This is a genomic window from Burkholderia sp. AcTa6-5 (assembly GCF_017815075.1).
GTDB lineage: Bacteria > Pseudomonadota > Gammaproteobacteria > Burkholderiales > Burkholderiaceae > Burkholderia > Burkholderia sola.
In genome coordinates, this window is the sequence record NZ_JAGIQE010000001.1 from 63,283 (window position 1) to 81,125 (window position 17,843).

Annotated in this window: 17 protein-coding genes; 4 read left to right on the forward strand and 13 right to left on the reverse strand. The window is 67.1% G+C overall.

Annotated features, from left to right (window positions below; translation table 11 throughout):
* Positions 1-198 precede the first annotated feature (198 nt).
* Together bla and J8I33_RS00265 are read left to right on the forward strand one after the other, a co-directional pair.
* The gene (gene bla / locus J8I33_RS00260; RefSeq protein WP_209924907.1) at positions 199-1,098 is read left to right on the forward strand and encodes a class A beta-lactamase; all 900 of its coding nucleotides are present in this window, start codon (positions 199-201) and stop codon (positions 1,096-1,098) included.
* 112 nt (positions 1,099-1,210) lie between these two features.
* Positions 1,211-2,083 (forward strand): LysR substrate-binding domain-containing protein, encoded by an 873-nt coding sequence (locus J8I33_RS00265; RefSeq protein WP_209924908.1) that lies wholly within the window; start codon positions 1,211-1,213, stop codon positions 2,081-2,083.
* A 25-nt stretch (positions 2,084-2,108) separates the two neighbouring features.
* Here J8I33_RS00265 and J8I33_RS00270 read toward each other — a convergent pair whose 3' ends face one another.
* The 13 genes from J8I33_RS00270 to J8I33_RS00330 form a co-directional block, all read right to left on the reverse strand.
* A complete protein-coding gene (locus J8I33_RS00270; protein ID WP_209924909.1) occupies positions 2,109-2,444 on the reverse strand; it encodes a type 1 fimbrial protein in 336 nt (111 codons plus the stop codon).
* Positions 2,445-2,808: 364 nt separating this feature from the next.
* Entirely contained in the window at positions 2,809-3,063 is a 255-nt protein-coding gene (locus J8I33_RS00275; protein WP_050012833.1) for a GlsB/YeaQ/YmgE family stress response membrane protein, read from the reverse strand.
* A 162-nt stretch (positions 3,064-3,225) separates the two neighbouring features.
* Positions 3,226-4,191 (reverse strand): fimbrial protein, encoded by a 966-nt coding sequence (locus J8I33_RS00280; RefSeq protein ID WP_245171230.1) that lies wholly within the window; start codon positions 4,189-4,191, stop codon positions 3,226-3,228.
* 45 nt (positions 4,192-4,236) lie between these two features.
* Positions 4,237-6,834 (reverse strand): fimbria/pilus outer membrane usher protein, encoded by a 2,598-nt coding sequence (locus J8I33_RS00285; protein ID WP_209924911.1) that lies wholly within the window; start codon positions 6,832-6,834, stop codon positions 4,237-4,239.
* 180 nt (positions 6,835-7,014) lie between these two features.
* Positions 7,015-7,755: a fimbria/pilus periplasmic chaperone gene (locus J8I33_RS00290; RefSeq protein WP_209932938.1), complete on the reverse strand. Its 741-nt coding sequence runs from the start codon at positions 7,753-7,755 to the stop codon at positions 7,015-7,017.
* A 111-nt stretch (positions 7,756-7,866) separates the two neighbouring features.
* Positions 7,867-8,460 (reverse strand): fimbrial protein, encoded by a 594-nt coding sequence (locus J8I33_RS00295; protein WP_245171233.1) that lies wholly within the window; start codon positions 8,458-8,460, stop codon positions 7,867-7,869.
* Positions 8,461-8,869: 409 nt separating this feature from the next.
* On the reverse strand, positions 8,870-9,646 hold the full coding sequence (locus J8I33_RS00300; protein WP_209924913.1) for an ABC transporter ATP-binding protein: 777 nt from the start codon (positions 9,644-9,646) through the stop codon (positions 8,870-8,872).
* Positions 9,643-10,560, reverse strand: coding sequence for an ABC transporter ATP-binding protein (locus tag J8I33_RS00305; RefSeq protein ID WP_209932475.1), 918 nt, complete (start codon positions 10,558-10,560; stop codon positions 9,643-9,645). Before J8I33_RS00305 ends, J8I33_RS00300 begins: the two co-directional genes overlap by 4 nt.
* A gap of 1 nt (position 10,561) precedes the next feature.
* Complete coding sequence (gene nikC, locus J8I33_RS00310) at positions 10,562-11,476, reverse strand: nickel transporter permease (protein ID WP_209924915.1); 915 nt, start codon at positions 11,474-11,476, stop codon at positions 10,562-10,564.
* Positions 11,477-11,543: 67 nt separating this feature from the next.
* Positions 11,544-12,614: an ABC transporter permease gene (locus tag J8I33_RS00315; RefSeq protein WP_050012825.1), complete on the reverse strand. Its 1,071-nt coding sequence runs from the start codon at positions 12,612-12,614 to the stop codon at positions 11,544-11,546.
* A gap of 10 nt (positions 12,615-12,624) precedes the next feature.
* Positions 12,625-14,226 carry an ABC transporter substrate-binding protein gene (locus tag J8I33_RS00320; protein WP_209932482.1) on the reverse strand — a complete coding sequence of 534 codons (1,602 nt, stop codon included), beginning with the start codon at positions 14,224-14,226 and terminating at the stop codon, positions 12,625-12,627.
* A 70-nt stretch (positions 14,227-14,296) separates the two neighbouring features.
* A complete protein-coding gene (ddpX, locus tag J8I33_RS00325) occupies positions 14,297-14,860 on the reverse strand; it encodes a D-alanyl-D-alanine dipeptidase (protein WP_124554973.1) in 564 nt (187 codons plus the stop codon).
* Between the two features lie 16 nt (positions 14,861-14,876).
* Positions 14,877-15,764 carry a MurR/RpiR family transcriptional regulator gene (locus J8I33_RS00330; RefSeq protein WP_050012822.1) on the reverse strand — a complete coding sequence of 296 codons (888 nt, stop codon included), beginning with the start codon at positions 15,762-15,764 and terminating at the stop codon, positions 14,877-14,879.
* Between the two features lie 256 nt (positions 15,765-16,020).
* Here J8I33_RS00330 and J8I33_RS00335 point away from each other — a divergent pair, with 256 nt between their 5' ends.
* Positions 16,021-16,269 (forward strand): helix-turn-helix transcriptional regulator, encoded by a 249-nt coding sequence (locus J8I33_RS00335; RefSeq protein ID WP_050012821.1) that lies wholly within the window; start codon positions 16,021-16,023, stop codon positions 16,267-16,269.
* Between the two features lie 3 nt (positions 16,270-16,272).
* Complete coding sequence (locus J8I33_RS00340) at positions 16,273-17,607, forward strand: type II toxin-antitoxin system HipA family toxin (protein ID WP_209932488.1); 1,335 nt, start codon at positions 16,273-16,275, stop codon at positions 17,605-17,607.
* The last annotated feature ends 236 nt before the right edge of the window (positions 17,608-17,843 follow it).

Consider the following 17,843-nt stretch of genomic DNA (forward strand, 5'->3'; position numbering starts at 1 on the left):
TTCGCTGGAACGCGACGGCGGTCGCTGCTACGCTAAGGTTTGTTCATGCGAATCCCGCTATCGCGGGGCCGACGGGCGTCTTTCGGGGATGCGCGGCGAATGCCGTCGCGGGCCGACCGTCGGCGTGAACGGTCGCGCGTCGCCGATGCGCGGCCGCGTTGCTTCGCGCCACCGTTTCCGACAGAACAGACCTCATTCATGGAACACTCTCCGACACGCCGCTCGCTGTTGCTCGCCGCCGTTGCCGCGCCGTTCGTTGCCGCGTGCACGTCCGCGCCGGTCGCCGACCAGGGGCGCGCCCACGCCGCACAAGCCGAACTCGCCGCGCTCGAAAAAGCCTCGAACGGGCGGCTCGGCGTCGCCGCGCTCGATACGTCGAACGGCGTGCGCATCGCGCACCATGCGCGCGAGCGCTTCCCGCTGTGCGGCACGTACGCAGTCATGGCGGCCGCCGCGATGCTCGCGCGCGGCTCGCTCGACGCATCGCTGCTGCCGCGCCGCATCCTGTATCGCCGCTACGAAATCGTGTCCGGCTCGCCGATTACGGAGAGCCACGTCGACACCGGCATGACGATCGCGCAGCTGTGCGCGGCGATGCTGCAGTCGGGCGACAAGGGCGCGGGCAACCTGCTGATGGGCGTGCTCGGCGGCCCGCAGGCCGTCACGGCGTTCGCGCGCGAAAGCGGCGACACCACCTTCCGCCTCGATCATTGGGAACCCGAACTCAACAAGGCGGCGCCCGGCGACGAGCGCGACACGTCGACGCCGGTCGCGATGGTCGACACGCTGCAGCGGCTGCTGCTCGGCGACACGCTGCGCGAACCGCAGCGCGCGCAACTGACCGAATGGATGGTCGGCGGCGCACGCGGCGCGACCGGCATCGCGGCGGGCGTGCCGCCCGGCTGGCGCGTCGCCGACAAGGCCGGTACCGGCGGCTTCGGCACGACGACCGACGTCGCGGTGCTGTGGCCGCCGTCGCGCGCGCCGATCGTGATGGCCGTGTCGTTCACGCAGCCGCAGGCCGATGCCGCGGCGCGCGCGGACGTCGTTGCATCGGCGGCGCGCATCGCGGCGGGCGCGCTCGCCGCGACGGCCTGAGTCCCCGGCGTCTCGCGCGAAGCCGGCGTTTGGCTTATCGTGTCGGTCAGCGCGCGCCGGCGTCGGCGCGCGGTCCTTCCGCGTCGTTTTCCGTTCCCGTTTCCCGTTCGCCATGCGCCGACTTCCGCCCCTGCACGCGCTGCAGATCTTCTCGACGGTGGCTCGCCACCGCAGCTTCACGCGCGCGGCCGAGCAGCTGTGCATCACGCAGGGCGCGGTGAGCCGGCAGATCCAGACGCTCGAGGCGCACTACGGTTTTCCGCTGTTCAGGCGGCATGCTAAGGGCCTCACGCTGACGGCCGAGGGCGAGCAGTTGTTGCCGGTGGTCGACGAGAGCTTCGCGCGGATCGAGGACATCTCGATGAAGCTCACGCGGCAGCGCACCGATCTCGCGCTGAAGGTGCCGACCTGCGTGATGCGCTGGATGCTGCCGCGGATCATGCGCTTCCAGGGCGAGCATCCCGATCTCCATGTGCAGATCACGACCGCGTGGCAGCACGTCGTCGATTTCTCGACCGAACCGTTCGATGCGGCGGTCGTCTACGGCACGTCGCCGGGCGCTGGCGTGTGCGCGCTGCCGCTGTTCGACGAGCGGCTGACGCCGGTGTGCGCACCCGAGTTGCGGCAGGCCGCACCGCTCGATGCGGTCGGCGATCTCGCGCGCCATACGCTGCTGCATCCGACGCGCGACCATCGCGACTGGCGCGCGTGGCTCGATTACGCCGGCGAGCACGCGGTCGATGCGGAGCGCGGGCCGACCTTCGACACGCTCGACCTCGCGACCAACGCGGCGACGCAGGGCTTCGGCGTCGCGATCGGCGACGTGACGCTCGTCGACGACGACGTCAGCGCGCGCCGGCTCGAACGGCCGTTCGACATCGTGCTCGAGACGGGCGCCCGCTATTTCTTCGTCTATCCAGAGAACATCGGCAGCCAGCAGAAGATCCGCGCGTTCAGCGACTGGATCGCACGCCACCGCGACTGACGCGCGGCGGTTCCAGCGGGGGCTTCTACTGGTAAGTCACGACGGCGATCATCGGCGCGCGCGCGTTGCCCGGACGGTCAGGTAAAACGATTGCGCGGGAGGCCTGCGTAAAGATCGTGGTCTTGATCGTGCGCAGGCTGGCCGCGTCGACGAACGCGACTTGTCCGCTCGCCGGGCGCGGGCAGTCGGGCCGCACCTGCGCATGCGCGGCGTTGGCCGTGTCGACCGCGAACGAGCAGGGCGGCTCGACGATCATGCCGGTGAAGTGGATGATGCCGCCCGTGCCGGCGGCAAATGACGAGGACGAGGCCAGAAGCGAGGCAGCCAGGGCAAACGAGGCGGCAAACGAACGATGCTTCATGACAGGCTCCAGAGAGGAAGCGCGTCGCAGCGAGGCCGCTCGAATGGCAGTCCGTCAACGCTGCGGTGCTGTATGCGTAAACGGCAATTTCATCGAACCTCTTGAGTGAGAAACCGGAAATAACGACGACGAGCAAACGACGCCGTGTTCCTTCAATCAATTTATCTCAAAATTGTGCGGCCGCAAGTCGGGGTATTGCCGATGACGTAGACTCGGGGGAAGCGTGCCAATGGATGCGGGATTTGCAGATAAATCGTTGAGGGCTCAACGATTCGTCCAATCCCCAGGATGACGATTCGCCAAAAGAAAACGGCCGCTCGTGTGTGACGAGCGGCCGTTTGCGTCGGAGTGAACGACGCTGAGGTCAGCTTGCGCGTTTGCGCACCGCACCCACGACGACGAGCAGCACGATCGCGCCGATGATCGATGCGATCCAGCCTGCGCCCTGGCCCGGCGCATACCAGCCCGCGGCGCGGCCGATGTAGCCGGCGACGAGCGAGCCGACGACGCCGAGCACGACGGTCATCAGGATGCCCATCTTGTCGTCGCCGGGCTTGAGCGCACGGGCGAGGAGGCCGACGATGAGCCCGACGACCAGGGTTTCGATGAATTGCAGCATGAACGCCTCCCTATTGCTGTTGAGCTGTTGACGAAAGCAAATGGACTCGTGCGGCGCGCCGGGGTTCCCTGCGGCGGTGATATCGGCGCGCGGCGTGCCGAGTATCGCACGCCGCCGCGTCACGCGGATGTCAGGTCGCGGCGAGGCGTGCGCCGACGTCGTTCATTGATAGTCGAGCAGAACCTGCGCCGCGGCATGAACCGAACCGCCGCCGACCTTCGCGCCCGTTTGCAGGTACGACGCGCGGAGCTGAATCGACGGCGATCCGCCGGTGGCCCGGTTGTAGCCTGTCACCGTGTGCGACTGCCTCAGCGGCAGCGGCTGGCCGGTCGTGGGGTCGGCGATCTGGATGCCGACGCCGGTGGCCGTGGCATCCGGGCGCAACTGCATCCCGCCGGGCGTGCCGGCGACCACGTCGTCCAGCGGGGCCAACTGGTAGCCGATCCGGTTGTAGCCGGCCGGGCAGTTGTTCAACTGCACCCGGAAATCCGTCGCGCCGGCAGTCGAACCGACGCCGTTGAACACATGGTGCTGCACGGGCGGCAGCGTGACGGTCTGGTCGGGAATCGAGCAGGTTCCGTTGATGAAGCTGACCTTCGCGGCGAGGTAGATCATGGACGAGTCGCCGAAAATGCCGGACTTGTAACGGATCGTGTAATAGGCGCTGAGCGTGCCGGAATTGAGCGACCCGTCCTGCGGCTGCCGGCTGTCGCGAAACAGCATGATTTCGAGCGTGTTGCGCAGTGTCGTTTTCGTCGACGAGACGGCGACGTTGCCGTCGATGATCATGCGCGTCGACAGGCCGGACACGTTGGTTTCAAGGTCGGGGCCGTCGGAGGGCGAAAAACTGCCCTTCGGGTACATCGAGATGCTCGTGATCTGGCAGGTGCTCGCGCCGCAAACGTCCTGCGGCGTGAAGTAATAGCGCCCGACGACCACGCCCGGCGTGGCGTTTCCGGGGCTTGTAACGGTTGCTTGCCCGAATGCATAGAGGGAGGAGCCGGCGGTTGCATCGGTCGCGAACGCGACGCAGGCAAGCAGCCCCCCCGAGGCAGCCGCGATCATGCGGGCGCAGTGTCGGGCAATGCCGCCGCGTGCGTGGTACGTCAGGCCTGCCAGGCTCGTCATTCGGGTCGATGCGGACGATGAATTGAAATTGAACATGGGGATTCCTTATTGAATGCCGGCGGTCGTCGAGTCGGGCTGGCAGAGGCTCTTGATGGTCTGAAGGCCCGACGATTGTTTGCGACGTTCCGCGACGGGCAGCTCGTAGGCGATTCGACAGACCGAGCGGCGGTCGGCGCCCCATTGAACCGTCAGCGAGCCGCTGTCGACGAGCCCGCGCGCGAAGATCTTGCTCGCCTGGCCGACGACGCCGACTTCCTTGCCGGTCTCGTCATGCACGGTGGCACCGAACGGCAGCGGCTTGCCGTCGGCCTGGCGCGCCTGGACGAGCGCCGCGCGGCCGGTGTCGGTCGCGAAGCGAATGAGCGGCACCGCACCGGCGCGCGGGGCGATCTGCCGGCTGGTTTCCTTCAGCTCGACATCCATCGGGATGCCCTTCGGATCGAGCGCGACCGTATTGAGGCTGTATGGCGTCAGGTACGGCACGATCGCGTAACCGTTGCCGTCGACCTTGACGCCCGCCGCGTTCGTGACGCGCGCGCCGGCCGCGCCGGGCGCCTCGACGATCGCGAACGTCTCGGATACCGGTTGCGAGAACGTGATGCCGCCGCGGTGCGCGACCAGCGCGCCGCGCACGCCGAGCGAACCCTGCTGGAAGTCCGCGCTCGCGCCGGCGCTGGCATTGATTTCCGCCGCGCGCGTGCGATACGTGACGTTGGCGCTGCCGTCCGTGACCGAATCCGGCCCGGACGAATGGTTCGCACTGACGCTGTACGACAGCGCGTGGTCTTCGCCGAGCGATCCGGACAGCGTCGATTGCAGCCGGGTGCGGCCGAGCGTGTCGCGCGACACGTTGCCGGAGACGGTCATCGGGCGCTCGCGGCCGAACGGGATCGTGACGCTGGCGTAATAGAGCGTGCCCATGTCGCCGCCGGCATTGCGCTGCCGCGTGGCCGTCAGGCTGTAGGACACGTTGCGGAACTGGTTCGTATAGCCGACCGAGTAGTTGACGTCGGAGCCGGAGCGGTTCCAGTAGTTGACGGCCGACGCCGTGACGTTGATGCGCCCGCCGGTCGCGCCGAGGCGCTGCGTGAGCGCCAGCGACGCGCGATGGCGCTGGCGCCAGAGCGACTGGGCCGAGCGGCCGTCGCGCGCGGCATCGCGTGCCTGCATCGCGTCGTTGAGGCCGAAATAGCCGTCCGTCGAATAACGATACGCGGCGAGCGCGATGTCGGTGCCGGTCGCCTCGACCGACTTCGCATAGCTGACGCGCACGCTCGAGCCGCTGTAGCGCTTCGCGCCGGGGATCGAGGTCAGCGCATGCGTGACGTCCGCGCCGAACGCGCCGAACGACGTGTTGAACGCGCCACCCAGCATCGCCGATGCGTAACCGCCCGCGAGCGTGACGCCGCCGTATGCCGTCAGCAGGTTGGTCAGCCCGCGCTGGTACGTTGCCTGCGTGAACAGCGGCTGGCTCGACCCGTGCGGATTGCGCAGCGAGCCCGCGACGAAGCTGTAGCGGCCGACGCCCGGCCGCAGCGACATCGGCACGGCGGCGTAGGGCACCGAGAACGAGTGAACGGAGCCGTCGGCCTCCTCGACCGATACCTGCAGGTCGCCGCCATATCCGGTCGGGTAGAGGTCGTCGATTTCGAAATTGCCGGGCGCGACCGTCGTCTCGTAGATCGTCACGTCGTTCTGGCGGATCGTCACCTTCGCGTTGCTGTTCGCGATGCCGCGCACCACCGGCGCATAGCCGCGCAGCGAGTCGGGCAGCATCCGGTCGTCGGTCGACAGGCGCACGCCGCGGAACTGCGTCGAGTCGAACAATTCGCCCGACGTGTAGCTTTCGCCGATGACGAGTTGCGACGACAGCGACGGCAGGTCGCGCTGCAGATAGGTCGCGATGTCCTGGTACTGGCTCTCGCCGCGCGACGACCAGGAATAGGAGCCTTCGTGGCGAAAGCGCCAGTTGCCGAGGTTCACGCCGCCGTTCAGGCCGAGATAGCCTTGCGTCTGCGCGGTGTGGCCGCTGGCCTTCGACGAATAGAGGTTGAAGTTGTAACCGAGCAGGCCGACGGTCTCGCCGGAAGTCCATTGATCAGGGCTCACGTAGCCGCGTGCCTTGCGCGCGAGCGACGCCTGCGGGATCGACAGCCTCAGCGTCTGTCGCGTGAAGTCGAATGTCGCACTGGCGCCCGGCACGACTTCGTCGAGTCGCAGGCATGCGCCGTCGCCGTCCAGTCGCGCGACGACGTCCGGCGCGAGCTTGCCGAAATCGACGCCGACGCGCTCGAGCAGCGTGCGGTCGAAGCACGGCCGTGCGTCGCCCGAATCCGGCGCGGCCACGAAGCGCACGTCATAGCGGCCGATCCAGTCGGGACCGACATGAATGTCGGCGGTGTACACGCCGGGGGCCGTCACGTTGCGCCGGGCGAAGCGCGACACGTCGAAATCCCTGCCCAGGCGATTCTGCATGAACGCACCGTCGAACTCGACTTGCGCGAGCGTGCCTTCGGCGACCGCGGGTGTCGTCGCGCGGCCCTCGGCGGACCACGCGGCGACGCAGGCCGCCACCACCAGGTGGATCGGCTTGACGCGCGGCAGGTCGGCCGCGCCGCGGTGCGGCAGTCGAGTCGGGGTCATGCGCAGTACTCCACAAAGTTTCGGATCGAGCGGGCGCGGGCGCGTGGCGTGGCGCGGCGGCGGCGAAGGGCAGGTCCGGGGTGTCCGTGCCGGTCGTCGGGACAGCCGAGACGACGGCGGACGAAAAGAGGTGATGCAGTCGACACGCGCGGTGGGCGCGCACAGACGGTTTCGGTCGCGTTACGGTGCGACGCTGACCGGACGCTTGATGTCGGTTGCCCGGCCCCAGTCGTTGATATTGGCGAATTCGACCGTTGCGTCCGCGGCGGGCGCGCCGGCGAGATCCTTGATCGGGAACCGTTGGGTGCTGCGCGGCAGCACGTAGCCCATGCCGGCGTCATGCTTGCGGCCGGCCGAATTCAGCAGCACGTTGCCGAAATTGACGACGAACGGCGTCGGGTTGCTGGCCTCGAGCGCGTAGCCGCCGTCGATGCGAACCACGCGCCAGTCGAGCTGCGAGGGGGCGTCGTCCACGTTGCCGGCCAGACCGGCGGGGCGATACATGATCTTGATGCGCGAGCGGAACGCGAGCTGGATGCGGTTGCGCGCTTCCGTCGCGTCCGCCTTCGGCGGCACTTCGAGCACGTTCAGCCAGAACAGCGATTCGCGGTCGGCAGGCAGCGGTTCGCCGGTATGCACGAGCCGCAGCGTCTGACCGTTGCCGGCTTCCATCCGGAAGATCGACGGCGTCAGCGTGAACGGCACGTCGATGTTCTCGGGCAGCGCGCGGCTGTCGCCATCGTCGAGCCATGCCTGCACCAGTGCCGGACGCTTGCTGTCGTTCGTGAGCTGGATCGTGACTTCGCGCTCGCTGGACGGGAAGATGACGCGCGTGCCGGCGATCACGACGCTCGCATCGGCCTGCGATGCGAATGCGGTGACGGCGAGCGTCAGCGTACGGAAGAGCTTCAACAGTTTCATGGGCATGGGCACTCGGATCGTTGGGACGGGAAGCGGGCGGAATCGGCGGTTCGCGCGCCGCGCGGCGTGACGGGCGGAGATCGCCGGGACGGCGATCTCCACACGCGGTCCTTACTGATAGATCAGCGAGTACTCGACACGCGAATTGACGTCACCGGCCTTCACGGCGTCCGCGGCGTAGTACTCGGCGAAGTAGTTCAGCTTCGCCTTGCCGTCGGCATCGATGGTGGCCATCTCGGTGCTCGCGCCGGTTTGCGCGCCGACCGGAATCAGCTTCTGCTGCGAATCCAGCACGTTGATCTGGACGCCCGAGGCGGCCTTCGTGCCCGCGTCGATCGTCAGTCGGCCGGTCGATTGATCGACGTTCGTGCCGTTCTCGAACACGACACCGACCTTCACCGGGTTGCCATCGCCGACCGAGCAGCCCGTGAGCGCCAGCGAGAACGCGCTGCGGCCGGCGACGGAGCCGACATCGGCGAGCGCGGTGGTGCTGACCGGCGGCAGCGGGACGGTGAAGTCCGATCCGCCCGCGACGCTGCAGGTCGACGCGATGACTTTACCGACGAAGCTGACGGTGCCGTCTGCCGCGTGGGCCGTGGACGAGAAGGCCGCGCCGGCGGCGACGAGGAGGAACGGAATTGCGCTGCGCTTGAAGTTCTTCATATTTAAAATTCCAAATAAAGTTCGACGTTCGAAAGCGCGCATTGAATTTAAATCGATGAATGACGCGTTTCGGATTGAATTATGTGGAATTCGTAATGATTTTGTAATTTGACGGGTACGAATCGATTTGTTTTTTATCTAGTACAAGTACTAATTTGGAGGTTGCCGGCGAGCGGCATTCAGGCGCAACGGGTGGGGGAGCAGGCAGGAGGGCGCGCGCGCGTGTCGCTATCGAGATCGGTCGAGGTGTCGATTTTGTCGGTCGCGCCATTCGATAGGCGCAATAGCCGCTGTTTGTCCGCTATTCGTTGGCGGTTATTCGTTGCTCGGAACGGATCGAAACGGGAATGGTTGGCCGACAAAGGGGGCGGCGGCCGGTATGTCGCGTTGGGCGCGCGGCACGTCATGAGACGTTCGCGCGTGCGAACGTCTCATTGTCATGAAGCGCGCGTCAGGCCGCAGGCGCATCGACCGCCGGATCGAGCCGGCGGTAGCCTTCGGTCGCGCGCAGCAGCGTGCGCGTGTAGTCGCGTGCGACCTGTCCCGCGCGCACGTCCTCGATTCGCAGTTGTTCGACGATCTCGCCGTGCTGCATCACCGCGATGCGCTGGCACAGGAAGCCGATCACCGCGAGGTTGTGGCTCACGACGATCATCGTCAGGTTGCGTTCGCGATGCAGGCGGCGCAGCAGGTTCAGGATCTCTGCCTGCACCGACACGTCGAGCGCGGAGGTTGGCTCGTCGAGCAGCAGCACGCGCGGCTCGACGATCAGCGCGCGCGCGATCGCGACACGCTGGCGCTGGCCGCCCGACAGCTGGTGCGGGTAGCGGAAGCGGAACGTCGGGCCGAGGCCGACCTCGGACAATGCGCGGGCGATGCGTGCGTCGGGTTCGTCGATGCCGTGGATCGACAGCGGCTCGCGCAGCGTCTGGTCGACCGTGAAGCGCGGATGCAGCGACGCGTACGGATCCTGGAACACCATCTGCACGTAACGGCGAAACGCACGATCGGGCGTGCCTCCCACCGGCCGTCCGTCGATCGACAGGCTGCCGGACGCGAGCGGCACGAGACCCGTCAGCGCGCGCAGCAGCGTCGACTTGCCGGAACCCGACTCGCCGACGAGCCCGAACACTTCGCCGTCGCGCACCGCGAAGCTCGCGTCGCGCACGGCGTCGACATGGCCCGTGCGGGTCGGAAAACGGATCGATGCGTGATCGACGTCGATCATCGTGCGGCCTCTTGCGGTACATGAGCGGTCGGCGCGGGCGCAGCGGCGTCGAGCCACGCCGGATCGCGCTGCAACACCGGCAATTCATCGGGCGGGTTCGCGAGCGGCGGATTCGCCGCGAGCAGCCCGCGCGTATAGGGATGAGATGCATCGCGCAGATCGCGCGCGGCGCAGGTTTCGACCACGCGGCCGGCATACATCACCGCGACGCGATCGCAGAACGACATCACGAGCGGCAGGTCGTGGCTGATGAACATCAACCCCGTGCCGTGCCGCGCGATCATCGCGTCGAGCACCGCGAGCACCTGCATCGACACCGCGACGTCGAGCGCGGAGGTCGGCTCGTCGGCGATCAGCAGGCGCGGGCCCGTCGACACCATCATCGCGATCATCACGCGCTGGCCCATGCCGCCGGACAGCTCGTGCGGATACGCATCGGCGACGCGCGCCGGGTCGCGGATCTGCACGGCCGCGAGCGCGTCGACGATCCGCTCGCGCAGCGCGCGGCCGCGCAGGTTCGGCTCGTGCCGCCGGAACGCTTCGCCCATCTGCTTCGCGACCGTCATCACCGGGTTCAGCGAATACTTCGGGTCCTGCAGGATCATCCCCATCTGGCTGCCGCACAGGCGCCGGCGTTCGCGCGGCGACATCGCGAGCAGGTCGTGGCCCGCGAAGCGCATCGTGCGGGCCGAGCAGCGCGCGGCGTCGGGCAGCAGGCCGAGCAGCGCGCGGCCGGTCAGCGACTTGCCGGAGCCCGATTCGCCGACGATGCCGAGCCGTTCGCCGGGCGCAAGCGTCAGCGACAGGTCGCGCACCGCGTCGGTGACGACGCCGTCGTGGCCGCGAAAGCCGATCTTCAGGCCGTCGATCTCGCAGAGCGGTGCTGCCGGCGCGGCGGTGGAATTCAGTGGCATGTCACGCTCCATGACGCGGATCGAAGACGTCGCGCAGCCCGTCGCCGAGCAGGTTGAACGCGAGACTCACGAGCAGGATCGCGATGCCGGGCAGCGTCGCGACCCACCATGCGTCGAGCAGCACGTTGCGGCCCGACGCGACCATGAACCCCCATTCGGGGCTCGGCGGCTGCGCACCGAGGCCGAGGAAGCCCAAGCCCGCGACGGTCAGGATGATGCCGGCCATGTCGAGCGTCGCGCGCACGATCACCGACGACATGCACAGCGGCACGATGTAGCGCAGCAGGATCCGCGGGCCCGACGCGCCTTGCAGCCGCGCCGCATGGATGTAGTCGGCCTGCGCGATGCGGATCGTCTCCGCGCGCGCGAGCCGCGCATAGGCGGGCCACGCGGTGATCGAGATCGCGACGACCGCGTTGATCACGCCCGGCCCGAGCGCGGCCGCGAACGCGAGCGCGAGCACGATCTTCGGGAATGCGAGCGCGATGTCGGTGATGCGCATCAGCACGCTGTCGACGAAGCCGCCGCAATAGCCGGCCGTCGTGCCGATCAACAGGCCGATCGGCACGACGATCACGACGACGAGCAGCGCGATGCCGAGCGTCAGGCGCGACCCGGCGATCAGCCGCGACAGGATGTCCCGGCCGAGCTGGTCGGTGCCGAGCCAGTGCGATGCGGAGCCGGGCGGCAGCAGCCGGTCGGACAGCACCTGGCGCAGCGGATCGTGAGGCATGATCAGCGGGCCGACGATAGCGACGACGATCAGCGCGACCAGGATCGCGAGCCCGAACAGGTTGAGCGGATTCGTGGCGAACCGGCGCCAGCGGCGGTACGCGAGGCCGAACGCGGCTTGCGAGCGCGACGCGGGCGCATCGGACAGCAGCCACGCGCGCAATGTGAGACGCTCGGCATTCATGATTGGACGACCTTCGGCATCGGCGATGAAAAAAGCGGGGTGAAAGCGGTCATGTCGGGGCGGTCCTTTAGCGTGCACGCGGATCGAACACGCGGTACAGCGCATCGGTCAGCAGGTTGACGGTGATGAACATCGCGCCGATCACGAGCGTCGCGCCGAGCACCGCGTTCATGTCGGCGTTCAGCAGCGCGCCGGTCAGGTATGAGCCGAGCCCCGGCCACGCAAACACGATCTCGGTCAGCACCGAGCCTTCGAGCAGGTTGCTGTACGTGAGCGCGATCACGGTCAGCAGCGGCACCGCGATGTTGCCGAACGCATGCCGCCAGATCACGCGCCGCTCCGAGAGGCCCTTCGCGCGCGCGGTGACGATGTATTCCTGGCTCAACTGGTCGAGCATGAACGAGCGCGTCATCCGGCTCAGGTATGCGACCGAGTAGTAGCCGAGGATCGCGGCCGGCAGCGCGATGTGCGACACCGCGTTGCGGAACACGTCCCACTCGCCGGCGAGCGCCGCGTCGAGCAACAGGCTGCCCGTGCGCGGATCGACCATGCCGTCGTACACGGGATCGAGCCGGCCGGGCCCGCCGACCCAGTGCAGCCGCGCATAGAACAGCAGCAGCCCCATCAGGCCGAGCCAGAACACCGGCACCGAATTGCCGATCAGCCCGACGAAGCGCGCGATGTGATCGATCGGGCGGTTGTGCTTCACCGCGGCCGCGACGCCGAGCGGCACGCCGATCGCGATGCCGATCAACGTCGCGATCGTCGCGAGTTCGAGCGTGGCCGGAAACACGCGCCTGATGTCGTCGAGCACCGGGTTCGCGGTCAGCAGCGACATGCCGAGATTGCCGTGCAGCACGTCGCGCGCGTAGATCAGGAACTGCGTGACGAGCGGCTTGTCGAGGCCGAGTGCGATGCGCTCGGCCGCGTACGCTTCGGCGGACGCGCGATCGCCGAGAATCGCGAGCACGGGATCGATCGGCACCTTGCGGCCGATCACGAACGTCAGCGCGAGCAACCCCGCGAACGTGACGGCGAGCGTGAGCGCCCAGCGCACCACGCGCAGCGCCCAGCGTACGGCCGGGCGCCGCGCGGGCAGCGTGCGCAGTGCTTCGAGGGAGGAGGCGGGAGTCGACATGCGGCGATTCTTATTGCTTCTTCAGGTTGCGGTACGACACGAGATCGTTGATCGGCCCGACTTCGAGCCCGCTCACGCCGGGCCGCGTGGCGACCTGCGCGACTTTCTCGAACATGATCACGAACGGCGAGCGCGCGAGCATCGCCTTCTGCATCGCCTGGTACCGCTGCGCGCGTTGCGCGGCGGTCGGCTCGGCGAGCGCGGCGTCGGTCTCCTTCGTCAGTTGCGGAATGTCCCAGCTGTTGCGCCAGGCCAGCATCTTATAGCTCGATTTGTCGCCGTTGTCCGGATTCCATGCAAAACCCTGTGCGTTGCTGTGCGGATCGATGTAGTCGGCCGACCATTCGCCGATGTAGATGTCGTGCTGGCGTGCGCGGTATTTCGCGAGCGTCTGCTTGTTGTCGCCGGGGATCAACTGCACCTTGACGCCCGCCTGCGCGAAGTTCGCCTGCACGGCCTGCGCGATCTCGGTGTACGGATAGTCGTTGCGCACGTCCATCGTCACCGAGAAGCCGTTCGGCACGCCGGCCTTCGCGAGCAGCGCCTTCGCCTTCGCGACGTCGAGCTTGTACGGGTTCGAATTCAGCGTGCCGAGGAAGCCTTCGGGCAGGAAGGTCTGGTGCACCTTGTAGGTCGTCTTCACGACGTTGGACTGGATGCCCGCATAGTCGACCAGCCACTTCAGCGCTTCCTGCACGTCGGGCTTCGCGAGCGTCGGGTTCTTCGTGTTCAGGCCGAGATACAGCAGCGTCGCCTGCGGCGAGGCCGATACTTTCGCCTTGCCGGATTTCACGACCGACGCGAGATCGTCGGGGCTCAGGTCGCGCGCCGCGTCGACGTCGCCGTTTTCCAGCAGCAGGCGCTGGCTCGCGGCTTCGGGCACGTGACGCAGCACGATGCGCTTCATCGCGAGCGGCAGCCGGTAGCCGTCGAAGCGCTGCAGCACGATGCTGTCGCCGGCCGCCCACTTGACGAGCTTGTAGCCGCCGGAGCCGGCCTCATTTGTCTTCAGCCACGCGTTGCCGAAATCGTTGCCCTGCTGGTGCGACAGCAGCAGCTTCTTGTCGAGCACCGACGCGGGCCACGAGCCGAGCACGTTGAGCACGAAGGTCGGCGCGTATTTGTGGTCGGTCGTGATCGACACCGTCTGGTCGTCCAGCTTCTTCACGTTCGCCGCGACGTTGGCCTTCGTGAGCCCGATGCCGGTCAGCACCGCGGCCGGGCCCTTGTCGAGCAGCACCGTGCGCTGGATCGACCACGCGACGTCGTCGGCCGTCAGCGGGTTGCCCGAGTGGAACTTGAGGCCCGCGCGCAGCTTGAACGTATAGGTCAGGCCGTCGGGGCTCACCGTCCACGACTGCGCGACGTCGCCGTTGAATTTCGACGGATCGCGCAGGTCGACGCGCACCAGCCGGTCGTACGTGTTCGCGACGTATTCCTCCGGCACCAGCTCGTAGATCTCGCCGGGGTCGAGCGTCGTGAATTCGTCGAGCAGCGTGGCCATCACGAACATGTCTTTCGGCGTTTCCGCGCGGGCGGCGGAAAACGGAACGGCGGCGAGCAGGGGCGCGGCGGCCAGCGCCGCGACGAGCGGGGAGGTCGGGAATTTCATGGGCGCTTCTCCATCTGTCGTTTGAGTCGTTGAACGTGAACGTGCATGAAAAAGGGGGCGTGCGGCGTCGTCACATCAGGCGCCACGGGCCGCTCGCCGCATTGTCGATCGGCGGCAGCGCGTGCGAACCCGGCAGCTCGTAGTGCCACCATTCGCTGTCGATGTGCGCGAAGCCGGCCGCGTGCATCACGCCGAGCAGCAGCAGACGGTTGCGTTGCACGGGCTCGGGCAACCCCGCGTGAAAGTGGCCCGATGCGGCCACCATCTCGTCGAAGCCGGTGCCCATGTCGAGCGGCGCGCCGTTCGCGTCGACGAGCGTCAGGTCGATGGCGGTGCCGCGGCTGTGGTTCGACCCGCGGCCGAGATCGGCGACGAAGTTCGGGTCGGGCAGGAAATCCCACAGCACCTGCTGCGCTTGCGGCGGCCGGTATGCGTCGTAGAGGCGCAGCGTGAAGCCGGCTTGCGCGGCGACGTCGACCGCGCGGCGCAGCGCGGCTTCGGCCGGCTCGAGCAGCAGACAGTGCGCGTGGCGGTAGATCGGCTTGCCGGTCAGGTTGCGCTCGGTCGCGTAGACGAGATCGATCTCGACGCGATGCGTGGCGGGCGTGATTTCGACGAGGCGGTGCGGGTTCATCGGCGGTCCGGTTCGCTCAGGATTCGAATTGGTCGAACGTGCGCTGCAGTTCGCGGTTGCGCGCGACGCGCCGGTCGATCGCGGGACCGAGGCGGTCGACCACGGCGGTGATCAGCAGGTTGAACAGGCAGGTGAGCGGCGCGAGCGAATCCCAGAACTGGCCGACGTCGGTCTTCACCTGCAGCAGATCCGCTGGCCATTCGCGCGCCCATGGGCAATACAGATCGGTGACCAGCGCGAACGGCTGGCCGCGCTCGGCGGCGGCCTGGCAATAGCGGCGCGCGCTGCGCGAATAGGCGCGCGTATCGGTGACGATGCAGTACGGCCGTTCGAACTCGGAATTCAGCGAATCGACGTACGAGCCCGACTGGCCGTCGGAATAGAACACGCGCGGGCGCAGGTATTCGAGGTAGCTGCTGAACGCATTGCTGATGCCGCGCGTCGACTGGATGCCAAGGATGAAGACGGCATCGGCATGCGCGATCCGGTCCGCGACCTGCGCGAACACCGGTTCCTCGGCGAGCCGGTACACGTGGCGGATCGCGTCGAGTTCGCGGTCGAGCGATGCGGCGAGCGTGCCGGCGCTGCGCTCGCTGTCGCGCGCGTCGGCGGTCGTTGGCATGGCGGCGGCGCGGCGGTACTCGTCGAGGCGGTCGGTGATCATCCACGGGCGGTCGCCGCCGCCGCGCAGTTCGCGTTTCAGGTCGTCGAGATTCCGGTAACCGACGCTGCGCAGGAAACGCCCGACCGAAATGCCGCTGGTGCCGGTCTGCTGCGCGATCTGGTCGGCGGTTTCGAGGCCGAGCCGATCGAGGTTCGCGAGCATGTAGCTGGCGATGCGTTTCGCGGTCGGCGTCAGCTCGGCAAAGCGGGATTCGACGGTGTGGGCGAATGCGCAGGTCATCGGCTGTTAGATCGTTGTCATTTGATGATTCGATGTCATCTATCTGACAAAGCCAAAATCATCGGCGCCAGCGAATAAAAACTATGGGGTGGTAGGAGGCGATAGGGCGGTGCGTGCGCGCAACGACTGGGGCCGCAACGCGCTGTAGTGTGAAAATATTCCTGACAGGGATATTCCGCGTTTATTCGTATCAGAGATAATTTGCGTTTATGCCTGTCAGAGATATACTGCATGGATTGCATAGAGGACCCGCGCCGTGAATCTCATCGTCAATACCCCTGCTCAACTGGGCGAAATCCTGTCGTCCGCGCGTCAGGCCAAGGGGCTGACGCAAGCCGAGGCGGCGGCACGCATCGGCGTCGGCCAATCGCGGCTGTCGTCGCTGGAAACGATCCGCACCGAAAGCCTGTCGCTCAAGCAGTTGCTCGAACTGACCGCGCTGTACGGTCTCGAGCTCAGCATTCGCACGAAGGACGGGCGCGACGCTGCCAACGTCGAGTGGTAATCGATGGGACGCAAATCGCACAGCCGCGCGCTATCGATCTGGGCCAACGGCGTGCGGGTCGGCATCTGGCGGATTCCCGCGCGCGGCGACATGGAGTTGCTGTACGACATCGGCTGGAAACAGTCGGATGCCGGCCGCCCGCTGTCGCTGTCGCTGCCGTTCGGCATCGGCCCTGCGCCGTTGCGCGGCGAGCGCGTGAACCACTACTTCGACAATCTGCTGCCCGACAGCGACGCGATTCGGCGCCGGCTTGCGTCGCGATTCGGCACGGCGACGACCGAGCCGTTCGATCTGCTCGCCGCGCTCGGTCGGGACTGCGTCGGTGCGGTGCAGTTGCTCGGCGAGGATGAAGCCCCGACCGGCCATGACCGGATCGACGGTACGCCGTTGTCCGACGACGACGTGGCGCGCGTACTCGATCGGGCGAGCGGGGCGGCGGGCGGTGCGCAGGACGACGACGACTTCCGCCTGTCGCTGGCCGGCGCGCAGGAAAAGACTGCGTTGCTGTTTCACGACGGGCGATGGATGCGTCCGCATGGCGCGACGCCGACCACGCATATCCTCAAGTTGCCGCTCGGGCTGGTCGGCAACAAGCGTGCGGATCTGACGACCTCCGTCGAAAACGAGTGGCTGTGCCTCGCGGTCCTGCGCGCATTCGGCTTGCCGACGGCGGATGCCGACATCCTGCGTTTCGGCGAACACAAGGTGCTGTCGGTCGCGCGCTTCGATCGCGCGCTGCATCGTGATGGCGGATGGCTGTTGCGCTTGCCGCAAGAGGATTTTTGCCAGGCGCTCGGCGTGCCGCCGCATCTGAAATACGAATCGCAGGGCGGCCCCGGCGTGCCCGATCTGGCCGGCATCCTGCGCCGGTCGGAAACGGCGCAGGCCGACCTCGACACGCTGTTCGCCGCATTGGTGGTGTTCTGGATGCTCGCCGCACCGGACGGGCATGCGAAGAACTTCAGCCTGCGCCTGCTGCCCGGCGGCCGCTTCCGCCTGACGCCGCTCTACGACGTGATGTCGATCTGGCCGGTCGACGGAGATGGCGCGAACCAGTGGTCGTGGCACAAGGCGAAGCTCGCGATGGCCGTGCACGGCAAGCGCAAGCACTACGCGATGCGCGACATCACGCGCCGGCACTTCACTGCGATGGCGGAGTATTGCCTGCTTGGCGATATCGCTACGCCGATCGTCGAACGACTGATTGCGATGACGCCGCACGTGATCGAATCGGTCGGCGCGGCGCTGCCGGCCGGGTTTCCGGCAAGGATCGCCGAACGCATTCTCGGCGGATTGCGCTTCGCTGCGCAACGGCTTGCCGACATGCCGCGGGAGTGACCCGGTCCAGGTCCGGGCCGGGCAGGTGAAAGCACGCGCATCCGCATTTTCCTGTTCCCGTCGATCGCATTGAGTCGCCATCGTGCGGCGCGCCTATCGATCTCTTCTCGTCGCCATTCATCCATTGCTGCATCGCAATAATTACAAAAATTAAAATCGATCAGTTTTAGTCATTAATTCAGGTTAATAATTCATTTAATTTTTAGATGAATATGGATTTAACTTGCGTCACGGGA

What these genes read in the sequence shown, in the direction of transcription:
- J8I33_RS00330 (WP_050012822.1), bottom strand. Translation starts at nt 15,764, where the DNA reads ATGACCTGCGCATTCGCCCACACCGTCGAATCCCGCTTTGCCGAGCTG.
- J8I33_RS00285 (WP_209924911.1), bottom strand. Translation starts at nt 6,834, where the DNA reads ATGACCCCGACTCGACTGCCGCACCGCGGCGCGGCCGACCTGCCGCGC.
- nikC (WP_209924915.1), bottom strand. Translation starts at nt 11,476, where the DNA reads ATGAATGCCGAGCGTCTCACATTGCGCGCGTGGCTGCTGTCCGATGCG.
- ddpX (WP_124554973.1), bottom strand. Translation starts at nt 14,860, where the DNA reads ATGAACCCGCACCGCCTCGTCGAAATCACGCCCGCCACGCATCGCGTC.
- J8I33_RS00280 (WP_245171230.1), bottom strand. Translation starts at nt 4,191, where the DNA reads ATGACGAGCCTGGCAGGCCTGACGTACCACGCACGCGGCGGCATTGCC.
- J8I33_RS00270 (WP_209924909.1), bottom strand. Translation starts at nt 2,444, where the DNA reads ATGAAGCATCGTTCGTTTGCCGCCTCGTTTGCCCTGGCTGCCTCGCTT.
- J8I33_RS00320 (WP_209932482.1), bottom strand. Translation starts at nt 14,226, where the DNA reads ATGAAATTCCCGACCTCCCCGCTCGTCGCGGCGCTGGCCGCCGCGCCC.
- J8I33_RS00275 (WP_050012833.1), bottom strand. Translation starts at nt 3,063, where the DNA reads ATGCTGCAATTCATCGAAACCCTGGTCGTCGGGCTCATCGTCGGCCTC.
- J8I33_RS00300 (WP_209924913.1), bottom strand. Translation starts at nt 9,646, where the DNA reads ATGATCGACGTCGATCACGCATCGATCCGTTTTCCGACCCGCACGGGC.
- J8I33_RS00315 (WP_050012825.1), bottom strand. Translation starts at nt 12,614, where the DNA reads ATGTCGACTCCCGCCTCCTCCCTCGAAGCACTGCGCACGCTGCCCGCG.
- J8I33_RS00265 (WP_209924908.1), top strand. Translation starts at nt 1,211, where the DNA reads ATGCGCCGACTTCCGCCCCTGCACGCGCTGCAGATCTTCTCGACGGTG.
- J8I33_RS00295 (WP_245171233.1), bottom strand. Translation starts at nt 8,460, where the DNA reads ATGCGCGCTTTCGAACGTCGAACTTTATTTGGAATTTTAAATATGAAG.
- J8I33_RS00290 (WP_209932938.1), bottom strand. Translation starts at nt 7,755, where the DNA reads ATGAAACTGTTGAAGCTCTTCCGTACGCTGACGCTCGCCGTCACCGCA.
- J8I33_RS00305 (WP_209932475.1), bottom strand. Translation starts at nt 10,560, where the DNA reads ATGCCACTGAATTCCACCGCCGCGCCGGCAGCACCGCTCTGCGAGATC.
- bla (WP_209924907.1), top strand. Translation starts at nt 199, where the DNA reads ATGGAACACTCTCCGACACGCCGCTCGCTGTTGCTCGCCGCCGTTGCC.
- J8I33_RS00340 (WP_209932488.1), top strand. Translation starts at nt 16,273, where the DNA reads ATGGGACGCAAATCGCACAGCCGCGCGCTATCGATCTGGGCCAACGGC.